Below are 15,875 nucleotides of genomic sequence, written 5' to 3'. Positions count from 1 at the left end.
AAGCGCGCGAGTCTCGAGCCAGGCGCCTGGGCAAATCGGGACTTTCTCGCTGGATCTTGCCCGTCATAAGTCGACCGCTTGGCCGCCGGCTGCGGTCGACCCTGAGGCAAGTACGAGCGTGCCCCCTCCGCCCCCGCGCCGCCCGTCTTGCGATCCCCCGTCGAGCATTCGCGGGTAGCATCGCGCGCATGAGTGCGCCCTCAACTTCTTCCCCTGTGGCCATCAACGGCAAGCGTCTCTGGCAGTCCCTCATGGACCTCGCGCGCATCGGCGCAACCCAGAAAGGCGGCGTCTGCCGCCTCGCGCTCACCGATCTCGACAAGACGGGACGCGACCTCGTCGTGGGTTGGGCCAAAGAAGCAGGCATGACGATCACCGTCGACAAGATCGGCAACGTCTTCATGCGCCGTGCCGGCAAGGATCCGAAGCGCGCCCCCATCGCTTGCGGCAGCCACATCGACACCCAGCCCACCGGCGGAAAGTTCGACGGCAACTACGGCGTGCTCGCCGGCCTCGAGGTCGTTCGTACGCTGAACGAGCGCGGCATCGAGACCGAGGCGCCCATCGAGGTCGTCTTCTGGACCAACGAGGAAGGCTCGCGCTTCGTCCCCGTCATGATGGGCTCGGGCGTCTTCGCCGGTGCGTTTACCCTGGAGCACGCCTACGCGGCGAAAGATGTCGACGGCAAGACCGTCAAGGACGAGCTCTCGCGCATCGGCTACGTAGGCCCCGAGGAGCCGGGCAAACACCCGCTCGGCGCCTACTTCGAGGCGCACATCGAGCAGGGTCCGGTCCTCGAAGACGCCAACACCACCATCGGCGTCGTGACCGGCGTCCTGGGCCTTCGTTGGTACGACTGCGTCGTCAACGGCATGGAGGCCCACGCGGGGCCGACACCCATGGCCTTGCGCAAGGATGCGCTGCAGGTGGCGACGCGCATCATGCAGGAGACCGTCGCCATCGCGCACCGCTATCCGCCTTACGGGCGCGGCACCGTCGGCTTCGTGCAGGTGTTTCCCAACAGCCGCAACGTCATCCCCGGCCAAGTGAAGTTCTCCATCGACCTTCGCAACGTCGACACCGAACGACTCGACGCCATGGACCGCGAAATCCGCTCGTTCATCGAGGCGACCTCCCGCGAGTCGGGCCTGACCATCAGCATCGAGCAGGTCTCCCACTTCCCGCCCTGCCCCTTCGAGGCCGGCTGCGTGGGCGCCGTCGAGGCGGGCGCGAAGGCCTTCGGGTATTCGCACATGAACGCCGTCTCAGGCGCCGGGCACGACGCCGTGTACATGGCTCGCCTCGCCCCGGCGGGCATGATCTTCGTGCCGTGCAAAGACGGCATCAGCCACAACGAGATCGAAGACGCCAAGCCCGAGCACCTCGAGGCCGGCTGCAACGTGCTGCTCCACGCCATGCTCGATCGCGCCGAGCGCGCCTCTTGAGCCCGACAGCGCTCTTCGCGGCGTTCAGGTAAGCTCCCCCGATGGCCGACCTCAAGGTCGTCACGCGCGAGGACGCCGACGCCTACGACGAGCTCATCCTCGATCGACTGGCCGAACTCCTGGTGCAGTGCGAGCGCGCCCGCGAGACGCGCGGCCTGTCGATCGACGAGATGGCCGCCATCATCGTGGCGAAGACCGACGCAAAGGGCGCCGTCGTCGTCGACGAGGAGCGCACCGGCGTCTTACCTCGGGACGCCGCCGCGGAGTTCTTCGATCGCAGCGGCTACCCGACCTTCGGCGAGTTTCTCCGCGATCGCGCGCGCCCCGGATTTCTCGCCGTGGTGGCTGAGCTCGACGGAAACGTCACGGGCCGCTTCGTGAAGCCGATGTCGCTCGAGGCGAAGGGCCAGGCGTAATCCGAGCTCTACCCGTAGATGCGTTTCCCGCTGGTGCCGAGCTCGACCAAGAGCGGCGCGGGCCGGAAGCGCTCGCCGAAGCGATCTTCGAAGGCGCGAACGCGCGCGAGCACGCTCTTGGCGCCCTTCGCGTCGAGGTAGCGAAACGGCCCGCCACGGAAGGGCGGGAAGCCGAGGCCGAAGATCGCTCCCACGTCGCCGTCGCGCGGACTCCTTAGGAGTCCCTCGCCGAAACAGTGGAGCGCCTCGTTGACCATCTGGAGCGCGCAGCGATCCACGATCTCCTCGGGCGTCGGACCGCCGCTCGCTTTCGGCGTGACGCCCAAGGCCACATACACCGACTCGTCGACGCGCTTCTTCGAGGACTTGTTTTGCGCGAAGGCAAAGGCTCGTCGTGGCTGCTTCTCCTCGTCGTAAACGTAAAAGCCGCGACGGTTCTTGCGACCTTTGCGGTCGTCTTTCACGAGCGCGAGCATCGTGGCCGGCGGCGCGAGGCGCTTGCCAAAGGCCTCCATCATGATGGGGCCCACGTGCGCGGCCACGTCGATGCCGACTTCGTCGAGGAGTGCGACTGGCCCCACGGGAAAGCCCCACGCCACGAGCGCCTCGTCGATGACGTCCACGGGTACGCCCTCCGAGACGAGGTACGCCGCCTCGTTCATGTACGGCGAGAGGATGCGGCTCGTGTAAAAGCCGACGCCATCTTTCACGACGATGACCGTCTTGCCCTGTTTCTTGCCGACGGCGACCGCCGTGGCCACGACCTCATCGGAGGTCTTCGCGGCGCGAATCACCTCGAGGAGCGGCATTTTGTGGACGGGGCTGAAGTAGTGCATCCCGACGACGCGCTCGGGGTGCTTCGACGCCTCGGCGATGCGGCCAATGGGAATCGACGACGTGTTCGTCGCGAAGATGGTGCGCTCCGGCGCGTGCGCTTCGACGTCGCGCACGATGGCGTGTTTGAGCGCCAGATCTTCGAAGACCGCCTCGACCACCAGATCGGTGCGCGACATCCCGGAGAAGTCCGTCGTGGCGGTGACTCGCGCCATCACCTGATCGCGCTCTTCGCGGCTCATGGCGCGCCGCTTCACGCGCTCGTCCAAGAGACCGCGCACGTGCTTGAGCCCACGGCCGGCGCCGAGGTCGTCTCGCTCTTTGATGCGCACCGTCAGGCCCGCTTGCGCCGACACGAAGGCGATGCCGCCGCCCATGAGGCCGCCGCCGAGGACGGTCACGTGGTTCACAGGCAGCGCCTTGATGTCCTTGGCGTCGACGCCACGATCCTTCTTGAGCGCAGTCTGCGCATGGAAGATTTCGATGAGGCGATGCGCCGTATCGCTCACGACGAGCGCGCCAAAGGCCCGTGCTTCGAGCTCGGCGGCGCGCGCCTCGCCGTGTTTCGCGTAGGCCTCAAGGACATCGAGGATTCGCTCCGCGGCCGGGTAGTTGCCGTGCGTCTTCTTGAGGGTCGCTTCGCGCGCCTTCTTGAAGAGCAGCGCCCGACCCATGGGCGTGTCTTCGAGGAACAGCTCCGTCGCTCGTGCCTGGAGCTTCTCCTTGCGCGGCGGCAGCGCCTCGCCACGGGCGAGCTTCTGCGCGATCTCGATGGCGACGCGGTCGAGGACCGCTGCCGGGCAAAGCTCGTCGGCCACGCCGAGCTTCTTCGCCTTGGAGGCGCGGAGGTTTTTGCCGGTGAGACCATGATCGAGGGCGACGGCAAGGCCGGCGCGCTTGGCGAGGCGCACCAAGCCACCGGCGCCAGGGATGAGGCCGAGCTGGACCTCCGGGAGACCGAGCACGGTCTTCTTGTCGTCGGAGACGACCAAGGCCTTGCACGCGAGGGCGATCTCGAAACCGCCGCCGAGCGCTTGCCCGTGGACCGCTGCCACGAAGGGCTTCGGCGATTGCTCGATGGCGAGAAGCAGCGCGGCGCCATTCGTGGCCAATCGCTCCGCGTCGCTGGCGGTCTTCGCGGCCGCGAGCATGTCGATGTTCGCGCCGACGATAAAGCTGTCGGGTTTGCCGCTCTTGAGCACCACGGCCTTCACGGCAAGGTCGTTGGCCGCGCGCGCGACGAGACCGCCGAGCGCTTCGCCGAGAGCCACGGTGAGCGTGTTGAAGACCGCGCCCTTGTCGTCGAGGGTCGCGACGAGGACGCCATCCTTGAGCTCCTCGCGAATGAGAGGGTTCGTGTCGCTGATCACGTTGGCGTCGCTCATGACTCGGCTCCTTCCAGGACGACGGCCACGCCGAGACCGCCGGCGGCGCAGGCGGTGCACAAGGCAAACTGGCCTTTCCGCCGCCCTAGCTCGCGCAGCGTCGTCGTGATCATGCGTGCCCCGGTGGCGGCGAAGGGGTGGCCGATGGCGATGGAGCCGCCGTGGACGTTGAACTTCGCGTCGTCGATTTCGCCGATGGCGGCCGAAAGGCCGAGCTTGTCCTTTGCGAAGGACGCCGAGCCGAAGGCCTCCACGTTGCAGAGCACTTGCGCCGCGAAGGCCTCGTGCATGTCGACGAGGTCCATGTCGCGGAGCGTGAGGCCCGCGCGCGCCAGCGCTTTGGGCGTCGCGTAGCTGGGCCCCATGAGCATCCAGCCGTTCGGATCGAGGGCCGCGTACGCGAACGAGCGGACGTAGCCGAGCGGCTTTCGGCCGAGCGCCTTGGCTTTGCTTTCGCTCATCAAGAGCAGCGCCGCCGCGCCGTCGGTGAGCGGTGACGAGTTGGCCGCCGTGACTGTGCCGAAGCGACGGTCGAAGGCGGGCTTCAGCGCTTCGTAGGCGGCAAGCGTTGAGTCGGTCCGCACGTTGTTGTCCGTGGCGACGGCCGTGTCGTAACGAGGCGCCGGCACGACGTGCATCACCTCGTCGGCAAAGAGGCCGCCCTGCCAAGCACGCGCCGCGCGCTCGTGGCTGCGATGGGCGAAGGCGTCTTGCGCCGCGCGCGTGATCCCTGCCTCGCGGGCCATCTTCTCGGCGCTCTCACCCATGGTGAGGCCCGTCGACGGCTCCTTCAATGCGGGCGGCACCGGCAGGAGGTCCTTGGCGCCGAGCCCCGCGAAAGCCGAGAGCTTCGCGCCCAGGCTCTTCGCCTTCGAGGCCTTGACCAACGCCGACGCCAGCTTCTTCGACACGGTGATGGGCACGTCGCTCGCGCTGTCGGCGCCGCCGACAACTGCCACGTCGTGATGGCCCGCGAGGATCGATTCGGCAGCGCTCGTCATGGCTTGAAACGACGTGGCGCAGGCCCGGCTCACGCTGAAGGCCTCGATGTCCTTGGGGAGGTTGGCGCCGAGGACGATCTCGCGGGCGATGTTCGGCGCCGCGATCGACGGCAACACCTGCCCGAAGACCAAGAGGCCGATCTCTTTGGGGTCGAGCTCGGTCCTTGCCACGAGCTCGGCCACCACGAGCTTGCCGAGGTCGAGCGACGACAGATCACGAAACTCGGTGCCCGAGCGAACGAAAGGCGTCCGCAGGCCCGCCACAATGGCGACGCGATCGCTGGAGACTGGCTTCATGGGTGGCTCCCGCAGGTGCTGGAATGAATGGCCATTCAGTTTGTGAGGGTGGGGACCAAGACGCGCTGCGTCAAGAGTCGCGGCTCGAAAGGTGGCCCGCAACTGCTCGAATCTCCTGTCAGTCTTGTCCTCCGAGCCCCGAAAGTGGTAATCGGCACTTCCCCCGGGTCTCGAAGAAGCGGGCGACCGCGCTTTCGCCTGGGAGGGAGGAGTAGCCCATGTCGACACTCGGAGAGATTCTCGAGGCAAAGAAGCCGGCCGTCGTGGAGGACTGCCTCCACATCATCGAGGCCGAGGTGGACGACAAAGGTGGGCTCTCAGGCTTTGCCATCAAGGCCGGCTACAAGACCGTCAAGGGCGTGAAGCCCGGCTTCATCAAGCAAGCCGTCACCGACCTGCTCCCGGAGTTCGCGACGGCGCTCGACCCGCTCTTTCAAGAGGCGAAGACCAAGGGCTCACCCGTGGGCGACTTCTTCAAGGCGCAGTCCGACCGTGTCGCTGACGCGCTCCTCGCGATCACCGACGCGAAGGCCGAGCGCTCCAAGAGCGCCGTCGTGAAGGGCACCTACGACAAGCTCCGCTCGAGCGCGAAGAAGAACGTCGAAGCGGCCGTGCCGCGCCTCGGCGCAATGGTTCAGAAGTACGCGAGCTGAGCGCTCGCGCTGACAACCTCGCTGACAAGCCTGGCAGCGGCGCCGGTTAACTTTCCACCTCCGCGCGGAAGCAATCCGGCCCTTCCGTTGCGGAGGTGCGACCGCCTCGTCAGATGGTCCCAGGCGGGCGCGCATCGTGAGCGCCTCGCGAGAGGGGTCATCCATGATGCGTGGCATTCTGTTCGTGTCGGTCGCGGCGCTCGGCGCCTTGTTGGGCGGCTGCTTGGCCGAGGACGGCGGTACCGGCGACGACGGTGCGACAGAGTCAGAGCTCTCGAGGCGAAAAGCCAAGGATCCCTGCACGAAGCATCCATGGCCCATGGTCTACGGATGCCGCGACCGACAAGGGCGCTCGACGGCGGTGGGGCCGACGGCGCCGAAGCTCGCTTGGCAAACTCAGCTTCCATCGAGCTGTGCGCCCCGTCATCTGGTCGTCGACGCGACGGGACGAGCTTTCGTTTCCCAGGACGCTTGCCGCGACAATGTGTTTCACGCCGGCAGCGCCCGCGTGAGCGCTGTGAGCGCCGACGGCGCGGTCAAGTGGACGGTGGCGTTGAACGGCGAGGTGCATGATCTCGCCATCGGCGGCGACGACGCGCTCTACGCGTACGTGACATCACGAAGGCCCGTGGGCGCCTTCCAGTCGGCGCTGGTGCACGCCTTCGTCCGCTACGACAGCGGCGACGGAACGAACGCGCTCCTCTTCTCCGAAGAGGTCGGCACAGACTTGTCCCGTCGCCTCCTCGTGCAGGCCGACGGGCGCGTCGTCTTTGGCGCACCGGAGGAGGTCGCGGAGGCGAACCCAACGGCGCCCAAGGCCGCCTCGAAGGTGTACGACCCGACGACGAAGGCCCTCTCGGCAGGGCCGCCGTTCTACACACCCTGGCTCCGCTCGGAGGTCGCTGGTGGTGGCTGGCTGTCGGCGGGCACCCGCTACGACGGCACGGCACTCAAGCGCGAGTTCTGGGTAGACCGTCGGACGACCTCCGGCGGCCTTTCGTGGACGGCGGCCGACGCGGCGCTGCTCGGCATCGGCCCCGGCGGCACGACCTTCGGCGTGCTCCCGAACAGCGCGCAAGGTTCGAGCGGGTGGGGTCGACCGGCGCTCTTGCAGCCGGGCGGTACCAAGGTCGCGCTCGCGGCCGCCGACTCCGCGATATCGCCGTACTCGCTCGCCATCGGCGCCGACGACTCGCTCGTTCTGGCGCTCACCCAAGGCTCCGCGCACAAGGTTGCAAAATACACAAAAGCGGGCGCGACCGTCTTCGAGGTGCCCGTGTCCCTTCAGGGAGGCAACGTCGTCGTCGACGGCGCCGGAACGATCTACGCCGGCGGCACCGCCTTCGATGCCCAAGGGACAAGGCTATGGACGTCTTGGTCGACGGGCAGTTGGCTCCCCGAGCTTGACCTCATCGCTCCAGCGCCGAACCGGACGCTCTACGCGGCGTGGTCACGCCCCGTCGGGGCCAACGGAAAACTGTTCGCGCTCCGCGACGCGGCGCCCTAAGGCAGACTGAAGCGGTGGCGCGCCCCGTTACCCCCGTTGACCAATTTGCGGTCGATGGGCGGCTAAAACCGACAAGCGGGGCCTTTGCCGCTTGCGGCGATGGGCTCATTTCGTAAGGCAAAGGCATCATGCTTCGCCGCGTCACGCTTGCGGGCCTCTTCGGGGTCGCGTTGGTCTTTGGTTCTCCCGCATGCTCCAGCGACGCGAGCCCCGCCGGCGACACGGGCCCCGCCAATGCGGCGCCGACCTCGTCCGCAAGCAAGGACGGAGGCACCACCGCGACGAACGACGGTGGCGCCGGCGATGGCGACGCGAAAGCCACGCCGACCGACAGCGACGGCGTTCTCATCGGCGGCCCCGGGCCTCTGCCCGGCGCCATCGCAGGCATCGCGTACAAGTCCGGCAAGTTCGAGGGCACGACCGACGCGAAGGGTACGTTCCACTACGAAGTCGGCGGCACCATCACGTTCTCCATCGCCGGCGTTGCGCTCGCGACGGTCCCCGCAAAGGCGAAGCTCTCACCCTTCGCGCTCGCCGGCGGCGCATGCACCGCCAACGACGCGCTCCGCCGTGTGCTCGTGACGCTCGAGACGCTCGACGCCGATGGCAAGCCCGAGACGGGCATCGCGCTGCCGCCCATCGCGGCCAAGGCCGGCGAGACACGCACCCTCGCGGCCATGCCGAGCGGCGACTACGACACGTGGCTCGGCGCCCTCAGCCAAGGCAAAGCGAAAGCCGACGAGACCGCCGCGCTGACGCGCTTCATCGAGCAGGTCGACGGCGAAGCGTGGGCGACGCCGGACCCGTTGGCCTTCGATACGGCGACGTCGGCGACGCGCTCGCAAGGCGTCGTCTTCGACGGCAGCGGCTACGTCTTCTCGTGGACGCTGGGGCTTCAGCGGACGGACACGAACCTCGCCGTCACGGTCAACAAGACCGCCGCCATTCCCATCGACATGCTCATCGGCGGCTCTTCGCACATCGGCGACGTCGACCTCCACCAAGGCACGCTCTACGCGCCCATCGAAGACAAGAAGTACGAGAAGCCGACCATCGTCTTGTTCGACCCGATGACGCTGAACGAGAAGGGCCAGCGCTTCGCGATTCCAACCTCGATCCTGTCGCAAGGCGTTCCATGGATCGCCGTCGACGGGAAGAAGCAGGTCGCCTACCTCTCCCAGTGGGATCCCATCCCGGCCATCGAGGTGTTTGACCTCGCCACCTTCGCCCACAAGACGAGCATCCCGCTGAGCAAGCCGATGGGGCGCATTCAAGGCGCCAAGGTCTCTGGTAGCTCGCTCTACACGGCCAGCGACGACGCGGAGAAGTCCGTGCACAAGATCGATCTCGACACGGGCATCGTGCTGCCGAAGCTCTTCGACTACGGCGGCGCGGCTGTGGTGAAGGAGCTCGAGGGGCTCACGTTCATGCCGGCGGCCGCCGGAACACCGGCGAAGCTCCGCGTGCTCGGCGTCGCGGGGACCGGCTCGAGCGTCACGTTCTTCACGCACGCGCGAACGCGCGCGCCGCTCCGCGACGACGTCTGCGGGCCGTAAAGACGCGCTCTCAGGCACTTCCACGGGCACCCCCGCCGCGGCGCACCGGGATCCCTTGGCGCGCGCCCGCGCTCCCGCTAGGAAGGGGCATGCACCTTCGCACGACCGTCTCTGCGTTCGCCATGGCCGCGGCCCTTTGCGCCACCGGCTGCGGCAAAATTCAATCGATGCTCGGCAAGGGCGACGCCGACGGTGGCTCAAGCGGCGGCCTCTTGAGCGGCCTCTCGAAAGACGACGGCCTGGCGTTCTTGAGCGCCTTCGAGGGTCAGATCGACATCGCCGTGAAGGGCAAGATGGCCAGCAAGGCGAGCCCGCAGAGCCCCGACGGCATGAACCTCGCCCTCATGGTGAAGGAGAAGAAGTTCCGCGTGGACCTCCCAGCCGCGCCCGGTCCGATGGGCCCCATGAAGGGGTTCGCCGTCGTCGACGCGCCGCAAATGAAGGCGTTCGTCGTGACCGACGTGCCGGAGAAGATGGCGCTCGTGTTCGACCTTAACAAGGCCGGCGAGCAACTCAAAGGCGGCGGGCGCCCATCGTTCGCCGGCGCACGCGAGCCGAAGGAGGCCGTGAAGCCGCCGAAGGTCACCAAGACGGGCAAGAAGGACAAGGTCGCCGGCTACGAGTGCGAAGACTGGGAGATCCAGAGCGACGACTCCAAGGTCAACGTGTGCGTCGCCCAGCAAGGCTTCTCGTGGTTGAAGATTCCGCTCCTCGGCGCGCCGGCCGAATACGCGTGGATGGGCGAGCTGATGGACGGCACGCACTTCCCGCTGCGCGCCGTCATGTTCGAGCGCGACGGCAAGGAAGCCGGCCGCCTCGAGGTCACCAAAATCGAGAAGAAGACGCTCGCGGCGAACCTCTTCGAGATCCCGGCCGATCACCCGCAGATGACGCTGGAGCAGATGATCGGCAAGGCGATGGCCGGCATGGCGGGCCGCATGCCCCCCGGCGCGATGCCTCCGGGCGCCTTTCCGCCCGGTGCGTTGCCCCCGGGGGCGATTCCGCCGCCGGCGCCCAAGGGCGCGAAGACCACCAAGCCGACCAAGTGAGCGACCCCCTAGCTCATGATCCCGCGCTATTCACCGGCTGAGTTCGTCGCCCTCTGGTCCGACGACACGAAATACAAGAAGTGGCTCGACGTCGAGCTCGCGGCCTGCGACGCCATGGAGGACGAAGGCCTCGTCCCTCGCGGCGTGGCGGCGCGCCTTCGCGACAAGAAGCTCGTCCTCGACGCGAAGCGCATCGACGAGATCGAGCGCACGACCAAGCACGACGTCATCGCGTTCTTGACGCACGTCGAGGAGCTGGCCGGCGCCGACGCGCGCTGGCTCCATCGAGGCATGACCTCCAGCGACGTCCTCGACACGTCACTGGCGCTCTTGCTCAAAGACGCCACGGACCTCTTGCTCACACACTGCGATCGATTACTCGACGCGCTCACGATCCGCGCGCGAGAGCACGCCGAGACGCCGCTCATCGGCCGGAGCCACGGCATCTTCGCCGAGCCCATCACCTTTGGGCTCGCCTTCGCCGGACACCACGCCGAGGTCGCTCGCGGCCGAGCGCGGCTCGCGTTGGCCCGTGACGAGATCGCGGTCGGCAAGATCGCGGGCGCCGTGGGCTCCTACGCGCATCTCACGCCCGGCCTTGAGGCGCGCGCGCTGGCGAGCCTCGGCTTGCGCGGCGAAACGGTCTCGACGCAAGTCGTCGCGCGCGACCGCCACGCGGCGCTCTTCTCCGCCATGGCGCTCTTGGCGAGCAGCGTCGAGCGATTCGCGACGAACGTTCGTCACTGGCAAAGGTCCGAGGTCGGCGAAGCGGAGGAGGCGTTCACGAAGGGCCAAAAGGGCTCGAGCGCCATGCCCCACAAGCGAAACCCGATCTTGAGCGAGAACCTCTGCGGCCTCTCGCGCATCGTGCGCAGCGCCGTAACGCCCGCCCTTGAGAACGTCGCATTGTGGCACGAGCGCGACATCTCGCACTCGTCCGTTGAGCGCATGATCGGGCCCGACGCGACCACGACCTTGGGCTTCATGCTCGAGCGCGCGGCCAGCCTCGCCGCGGGCTTGGTGGTCTACCCAGAGAACGCCAAGCGAAACCTCGAGCGCGCCGGGGCCCTCTACTTCTCCGAAGCGGTGTTGCTCTCGCTCGTCGAAGCTGGCATGGCGCGGCAAGACGGCTACGTGCTCGTGCAGCGAAACGCGATGAAGACGTTTCACGGCGAGGGCACCTTCCACGAGAACCTCGCCGCCGACGCGGACATCACCGCCAAGCTCTCGCGCGAGAAGCTCGACGCGTGCTTTGACTTGGCGCACGCCCTTCGTCACGTGCCAGCGCTCATCGAGCGAGCGCTGGCGTCGTAGTCGCGGCGGCGGCGACTCGGGGTGGACGCGGCGGTCGCTCAGGCTCATCGCTGCGCCGTGGGCACGGGCGCAGGTGTTGGCTGAATGGCGCGGGTCCGGATGATGCGGGGCTTCATGGCGTCCGTGAGGCCCACTTCGGTCCAGGGCACCACGTAGCCCGCAAAGCAGGTGTGCGGCCGCGCGTTGGGACATTGCTTCTCGGCGACGGCGTCGCCGATGGCGACAGGCATCTTGTTGGTGAAGTCGAAGTGGAGCCCCTCGGGCGTCATGGCGAACTCGCCGTCGAGGATGGCGATCTGCGCCCAGTCCTTCATCTCGCCGACGGTCGCGGGCCCGATGTCGCCTTTCTGCGTGATGATCTTCGAGAGCGAGCGCGCAAGCACCGTGGGGTCGCCGCCGACGAGGTCGCGAAGCGTGACTGGCTTGAGCGAGGCGAGATCAATGTTCTTGAAGGACGCCGTCAAGTTTCGCTGCGAGCCGAGCGCCTGAGCGCGCGTCGTGTCGACCTTCACCGCGACGGAGAGGAAGTCGGCGCTGAGGTACAGGCTCTTCGCCCCAGAGGCGACCGTCGCCGGCTCCTCACACGCGGCGCCACGTGCCGCGCTTTCGCCTCCGCTCATCGGTGCGTTGCCTTCGACGCGGAGGAGCTCGTTTAGTTGAGCGACCATCTTGGTCTGGTCGGCGTCGGCACGGCCGTTGTACTTCGCCGTCGGGACCGACAGGCTCCAGGTGCATTCGGTCATCTCGGCGCTCGGCGCTCCCGCGTCGGGATCGGCGGAAGCGAGAGCGTTTGACTTCGTGGCCCTGGCCGCCCCTGAGACGACCGCAATGTCGACCTTGACCTGATCCCCCGCGAGTCCCTTGGGCCCGCTCGCGTTGGTCGCCGCGCCCTCATCGGTGTCGACGTTCCCGTCCGCGCCCGCGGAGCAGCCCACCACCATTGCCAACCCGAAAATCAAAGATGCGGTCTTCATGATCATCACTCCTTGGTGAGAGTGACAGCACGCCGTGTGCCGGACGTCGGCCTGCCCAAATGGGCCAATTTCACGGCGAATGCTTCACGTCGCCAGCGGGACCTCTCGTCCCGCAGGGCCACGATGAGCGCGCCGGTGCTCGCAAAAACGGGAACGGTGACGGGGCCTGCACAAGATGCGCAACGTGCGCGCGACCTAGGTCCCGCTGGCGACCGCCTGACTCAATCGGCGCAGCAGCGGAAGCCCGTCGAGTAGTCGTGGTACGTGGGGCCGTGAGCGACGGTCTTGTAGCGGCAGCCGTCGCCGTTGAGCTTCGTGTCCAAGTAGTAGCCGCCGAGGAACGTCCCCTCGCGATCGGCGACCCATTCGTGGAGGTTACCCATCAGGTCGAAGACGCCGTCTTCGCTGGCGCAACCCTCGTGACTGCCGGTCGGCGCGACGGTGCCCGACATCTGGTTCAAGCGCGGGTCGTTCATGGCGCCCCATTGGTCGGAAGCGGCGTTCGGCAACGAGTAGTACGACGCGAGCGGCGCCTTTCCGCGGTCGTTGCACCTGCCGGGACGGCGCGACGTGCCATAGGGGAACTGCCGCTTGCTCGCGCCCATGCACGCGCGCACCCACTCGGCTTCGGTGCAGAGGCGCTTCTTGGACCGGCCGCAGGCGGCCTCGGCTTCGTTGCGTGAGATATAGCCTTGCGGCACGGCACCGGCCTTTGAGACCGCACGCACGACGCGTTGGCCGACGGTCTCGTAGGGAGAGAAGTCCGTCTCGCGACCACCGGCACCGATCTCCACGAGCGACGCCTCGTAACGATCGATGCAGAATCTTCGCGGGCCGTCTTGCACTTGCGCCATACCCGCCGGGCACCCGCCCGCCACCACGGGAGGACGCGCCGCGCACGCGGAGGCGCCTGCGATCAGCGGCGCAGCGACCGCAAGACGCACGACGAGAGCCATGGCTCGCTCGACGGCGCTCGGCATCGCTCGACACTACGCGGCTCGCGCGGTGAACCGCAAATCTTGGACGCCTCGAAAGCGTAAATCGACGAGCCCGTGAACGTGCGTTCGGCGCCGCGCGTGAGCGGACGTTGACGCCTGGCGGTGGTGGCGGCGCCCTTGCGGAGAAACGGGCCTCTCGTTCGCGGTACGCACCTTGCTCGTGGCGGCGCGAACTACGAGGTCCCATGGCTCTACATTCTTCGCTTCAAACGCCGACTCTCTACGGACTATTTGTCTCCCTCATGCTCGCCGCGTGCGGCGGCGGGACCGACGGCGGCGCCTCGGGCGGCGACGGCGGCAGCACCCAAGGCACCGCTGCGCCGGCGGGCGACGGCAGCGCGACGGTCGCGAAGAGCGGCGACGCGAACGCTCCCGGCAATCCAGACCTGCCGACCGGCGGCGCCTGCGAGGTCACGACCTCTACGTTCTGCCGGCAGGCGGGCGCGTGCAACGGGGGAGCGCCGCTCTTCGCGTACCTCTACCAAGACAAAGTCGTGGCGACGGAGGACCATCACTCCGTGGCCGACTGCGAGAACTACTACAAGTTCATGGGGTGCTCGAAGATGACCGGCGTCAACTTCGACCAGTGCAAGAGCGACCTTCTTACGGCGCTTTGCCAGCAAACCAACAAGGGTACGGCGCTCGGGCTACCGGACTCGTGCCGAGCGAAGTAGGCGCAGACGGGCGCGCGCGAGCAGCCACGCGATGCGCGCGACGTGCCACGGCCTGATGCCGCTCGGCTCGCCGCGATAGATCGGTTCGACGAACACCTCGCGCACGGCGATGTTTCGCTCGGCGAGCTGCGCGAGCAGGTCGTTTGGGTAGCCGTAGCGAGGCCAGAGCGCGTCCAAGTCGAGCCTCTCGCAGGCGGCTCGACTGAGCGCCGTGTAGCCGCATTGGCTGTCGCTGATCGAGAGCCCTGTGACGCGCGACGTCGCATAAAAGAGGAATTCGCCAACCGCACGGCGCGCGAACGGCATGGGTGTCGCCGCATCGCGAACGCCGAAGCGGTTGCCCTTCACGTAGCCAACCTCGCCGCGCACCACCGGCCCAGCCACGGCGGGCAAGTCGCGTGGCGACATCTGGCCGTCACCGGCCATGACGACGAAGCCGTCGCGCGGGTCGCCCACGTCGGCGAGCGCCGCGCGGTAGCCGGTCACGATGGCCGCCCCCACGCCGCGGGTCTCCTCATGACGAACCACCACGGTGCGCGGATCGCCCGGCTCCCGGGCCGCGTCACCGGTACCGTCGCGGCTACCGTCGTCGACGACAATGATGCGATCGACCAACGGTGGCATCGAAGTCACCACCTTGCCGATGCGCGGGGCCTCGTTCCGCGCGGGAACGACGACATAGATCCGAGCGCGAGGCGGCATGATCGCTCGCGCCTATAGACTCGATGGCCATCCGTGACTACGAATTCGTCCGTGACGCGCCGCACCGCACTCGTCATCGCCGGCGCCGCCGCGCTTTCCATCGGCCTCTTGGCGCTTCGAGCGTTCGTTCGCCCCTTCCCTCCCGACACGACGCCAGACGGCGCCTACCTCCGCATCGCTCTCGCGCTCTCCGAGCACCGCGAATCGGCCATCTTCGCGTACCTCGAAACCGACGCGCAGTGGGCGTCGTTCTCGGTGCGGGACATGCGGCGCGAAGCAGCGGGACTCGTCCGCTCAAGTTATCCGGACGGCGAGAGGCAGAAGCTCTTACCCACGCTCGAAGAGGAAGCGGCGGCGAAAGACGGCCCCGAGCTCTTCGCGCTCATGGCGCAGCGCAAGGGCTTCGCCGCGCGCCTCAAGAAGGACCTCTCCGGTGTGCAGGCGGTAGAGATCCAAGGCGACCGCGCCAGCGTGGTGACAGCACGCGGAACGCGCTACCCGTTTCGGCGCCGCGAAAACGGGATCTGGGGCCTCACGATCTTCACCGCCGAGCTGGTCGCCGAGCGAAACCGCGCGGCGCGCGACCTAGAGGTCATCCGCACCGCCGCGGAAGACTACGCGCGCGCCGCGAAGCGCGACGGGAGGCGCCAATAGCCGCGGGCTGCCCGAGTCGCGCTCAGTCGGCTTCGACGGGAAGACCTTCAGCCAACCACCCCGTCTCGACGACGCTGCCAAAGGCGTCTCGCACGCCGTCCCAGCCGGCGCGGCACACGGCGAGGTTCGCGTAGCCCTCGCGAAGGAGAGCTTCCGCTGCGCTCGCCGCGCGACCGCCGGAACGACACCCGACGACGATGCTCGCGTCAACGTCGAGGCGAGCTTTCACCGCCGATGCGAAGTCGGGATTCTTCTCGAGGCCGCGAGCGGCGAATCGAAGCCACGGCACGTTGACGGCGCCTTTCGGGCGACCCTCGGCGAACTCGGGCTCGCTGCGCACGTCGAGGTAGACGGCGCCTTGCGCCATCCGGTCCAAGGCCTCCTTGGGCGTGACGGTCACCATCGGCGGCCCGGCG

The 15,875-nt window shown here is 67.7% G+C and carries 15 protein-coding genes; 9 read left to right on the top strand and 6 right to left on the bottom strand.

The window, feature by feature from the left end; genetic code table 11:
- Window positions 1–188 precede the first annotated feature (188 nt).
- Entirely contained in the window at window positions 189–1,445 is a 1,257-nt protein-coding gene (locus IPG50_35920; protein MBK6697535.1) for a Zn-dependent hydrolase, read from the top strand.
- Between the two features lie 41 nt (window positions 1,446–1,486).
- Entirely contained in the window at window positions 1,487–1,861 is a 375-nt protein-coding gene (locus IPG50_35915) for a hypothetical protein (protein MBK6697534.1), read from the top strand.
- An 8-nt stretch (window positions 1,862–1,869) separates the two neighbouring features.
- Here the strand turns inward: IPG50_35915 and fadJ are convergent, their stop codons facing one another.
- Together fadJ and fadI are read right to left on the bottom strand one after the other, a co-directional pair.
- Complete coding sequence (gene fadJ, locus IPG50_35910) at window positions 1,870–4,080, bottom strand: fatty acid oxidation complex subunit alpha FadJ (GenBank protein MBK6697533.1); 2,211 nt, start codon at window positions 4,078–4,080, stop codon at window positions 1,870–1,872.
- Window positions 4,077–5,378 (bottom strand): acetyl-CoA C-acyltransferase FadI, encoded by a 1,302-nt coding sequence (gene fadI, locus IPG50_35905; GenBank protein MBK6697532.1) that lies wholly within the window; start codon window positions 5,376–5,378, stop codon window positions 4,077–4,079. The genes fadJ and fadI overlap by 4 nt, the downstream gene beginning before the upstream one ends.
- Window positions 5,379–5,596: 218 nt before the next feature.
- Here fadI and IPG50_35900 point away from each other — a divergent pair, with 218 nt between their 5' ends.
- The 5 genes from IPG50_35900 to IPG50_35880 all read left to right on the top strand — a co-directional run bounded on the left by IPG50_35900 (window position 5,597) and on the right by IPG50_35880 (window position 11,457).
- Window positions 5,597–6,031: a hypothetical protein gene (locus tag IPG50_35900; protein ID MBK6697531.1), complete on the top strand. Its 435-nt coding sequence runs from the start codon at window positions 5,597–5,599 to the stop codon at window positions 6,029–6,031.
- A gap of 163 nt (window positions 6,032–6,194) precedes the next feature.
- Entirely contained in the window at window positions 6,195–7,538 is a 1,344-nt protein-coding gene (locus IPG50_35895) for a hypothetical protein (protein ID MBK6697530.1), read from the top strand.
- Between the two features lie 128 nt (window positions 7,539–7,666).
- A complete protein-coding gene (locus IPG50_35890) occupies window positions 7,667–9,094 on the top strand; it encodes a hypothetical protein (GenBank protein MBK6697529.1) in 1,428 nt (475 codons plus the stop codon).
- A gap of 89 nt (window positions 9,095–9,183) precedes the next feature.
- A complete protein-coding gene (locus IPG50_35885) occupies window positions 9,184–10,143 on the top strand; it encodes a DUF4412 domain-containing protein (GenBank protein MBK6697528.1) in 960 nt (319 codons plus the stop codon).
- Window positions 10,144–10,158: 15 nt separating this feature from the next.
- Window positions 10,159–11,457 carry an adenylosuccinate lyase gene (locus IPG50_35880; protein ID MBK6697527.1) on the top strand — a complete coding sequence of 433 codons (1,299 nt, stop codon included), beginning with the start codon at window positions 10,159–10,161 and terminating at the stop codon, window positions 11,455–11,457.
- 44 nt (window positions 11,458–11,501) lie between these two features.
- On the opposite strand, the gene IPG50_35875 is transcribed toward IPG50_35880, so the two are convergent.
- Entirely contained in the window at window positions 11,502–12,431 is a 930-nt protein-coding gene (locus tag IPG50_35875) for a hypothetical protein (protein ID MBK6697526.1), read from the bottom strand.
- A 221-nt stretch (window positions 12,432–12,652) separates the two neighbouring features.
- Entirely contained in the window at window positions 12,653–13,411 is a 759-nt protein-coding gene (locus IPG50_35870) for an SUMF1/EgtB/PvdO family nonheme iron enzyme (protein ID MBK6697525.1), read from the bottom strand.
- A 203-nt stretch (window positions 13,412–13,614) separates the two neighbouring features.
- On the opposite strand from IPG50_35870, the gene IPG50_35865 reads away from it, so the two are divergent.
- A complete protein-coding gene (locus IPG50_35865) occupies window positions 13,615–14,103 on the top strand; it encodes a hypothetical protein (protein ID MBK6697524.1) in 489 nt (162 codons plus the stop codon).
- Here IPG50_35865 and IPG50_35860 read toward each other — a convergent pair.
- Window positions 14,077–14,805, bottom strand: a complete 729-nt coding sequence (locus tag IPG50_35860) for a glycosyltransferase family 2 protein (GenBank protein ID MBK6697523.1) — start codon at window positions 14,803–14,805, stop codon at window positions 14,077–14,079. The two genes, IPG50_35865 and IPG50_35860, sit on opposite strands and share 27 nt — an antisense overlap.
- A 51-nt stretch (window positions 14,806–14,856) precedes the next feature.
- On the opposite strand from IPG50_35860, the gene IPG50_35855 reads away from it, so the two are divergent.
- Entirely contained in the window at window positions 14,857–15,459 is a 603-nt protein-coding gene (locus IPG50_35855; protein MBK6697522.1) for a hypothetical protein, read from the top strand.
- A 22-nt stretch (window positions 15,460–15,481) separates the two neighbouring features.
- On the opposite strand, the gene IPG50_35850 is transcribed toward IPG50_35855, so the two are convergent.
- Entirely contained in the window at window positions 15,482–15,862 is a 381-nt protein-coding gene (locus IPG50_35850; GenBank protein ID MBK6697521.1) for a rhodanese-like domain-containing protein, read from the bottom strand.
- Window positions 15,863–15,875 lie beyond the last annotated feature (13 nt).

The organism is Myxococcales bacterium, from assembly GCA_016703425.1.
Lineage (GTDB): Bacteria > Myxococcota_A > Polyangia > Polyangiales > Polyangiaceae > JADJCA01.
The sequence above is the reverse complement of the archived record's forward strand: the minus strand, read 5'-3'. Positions and strand labels throughout refer to the sequence as shown.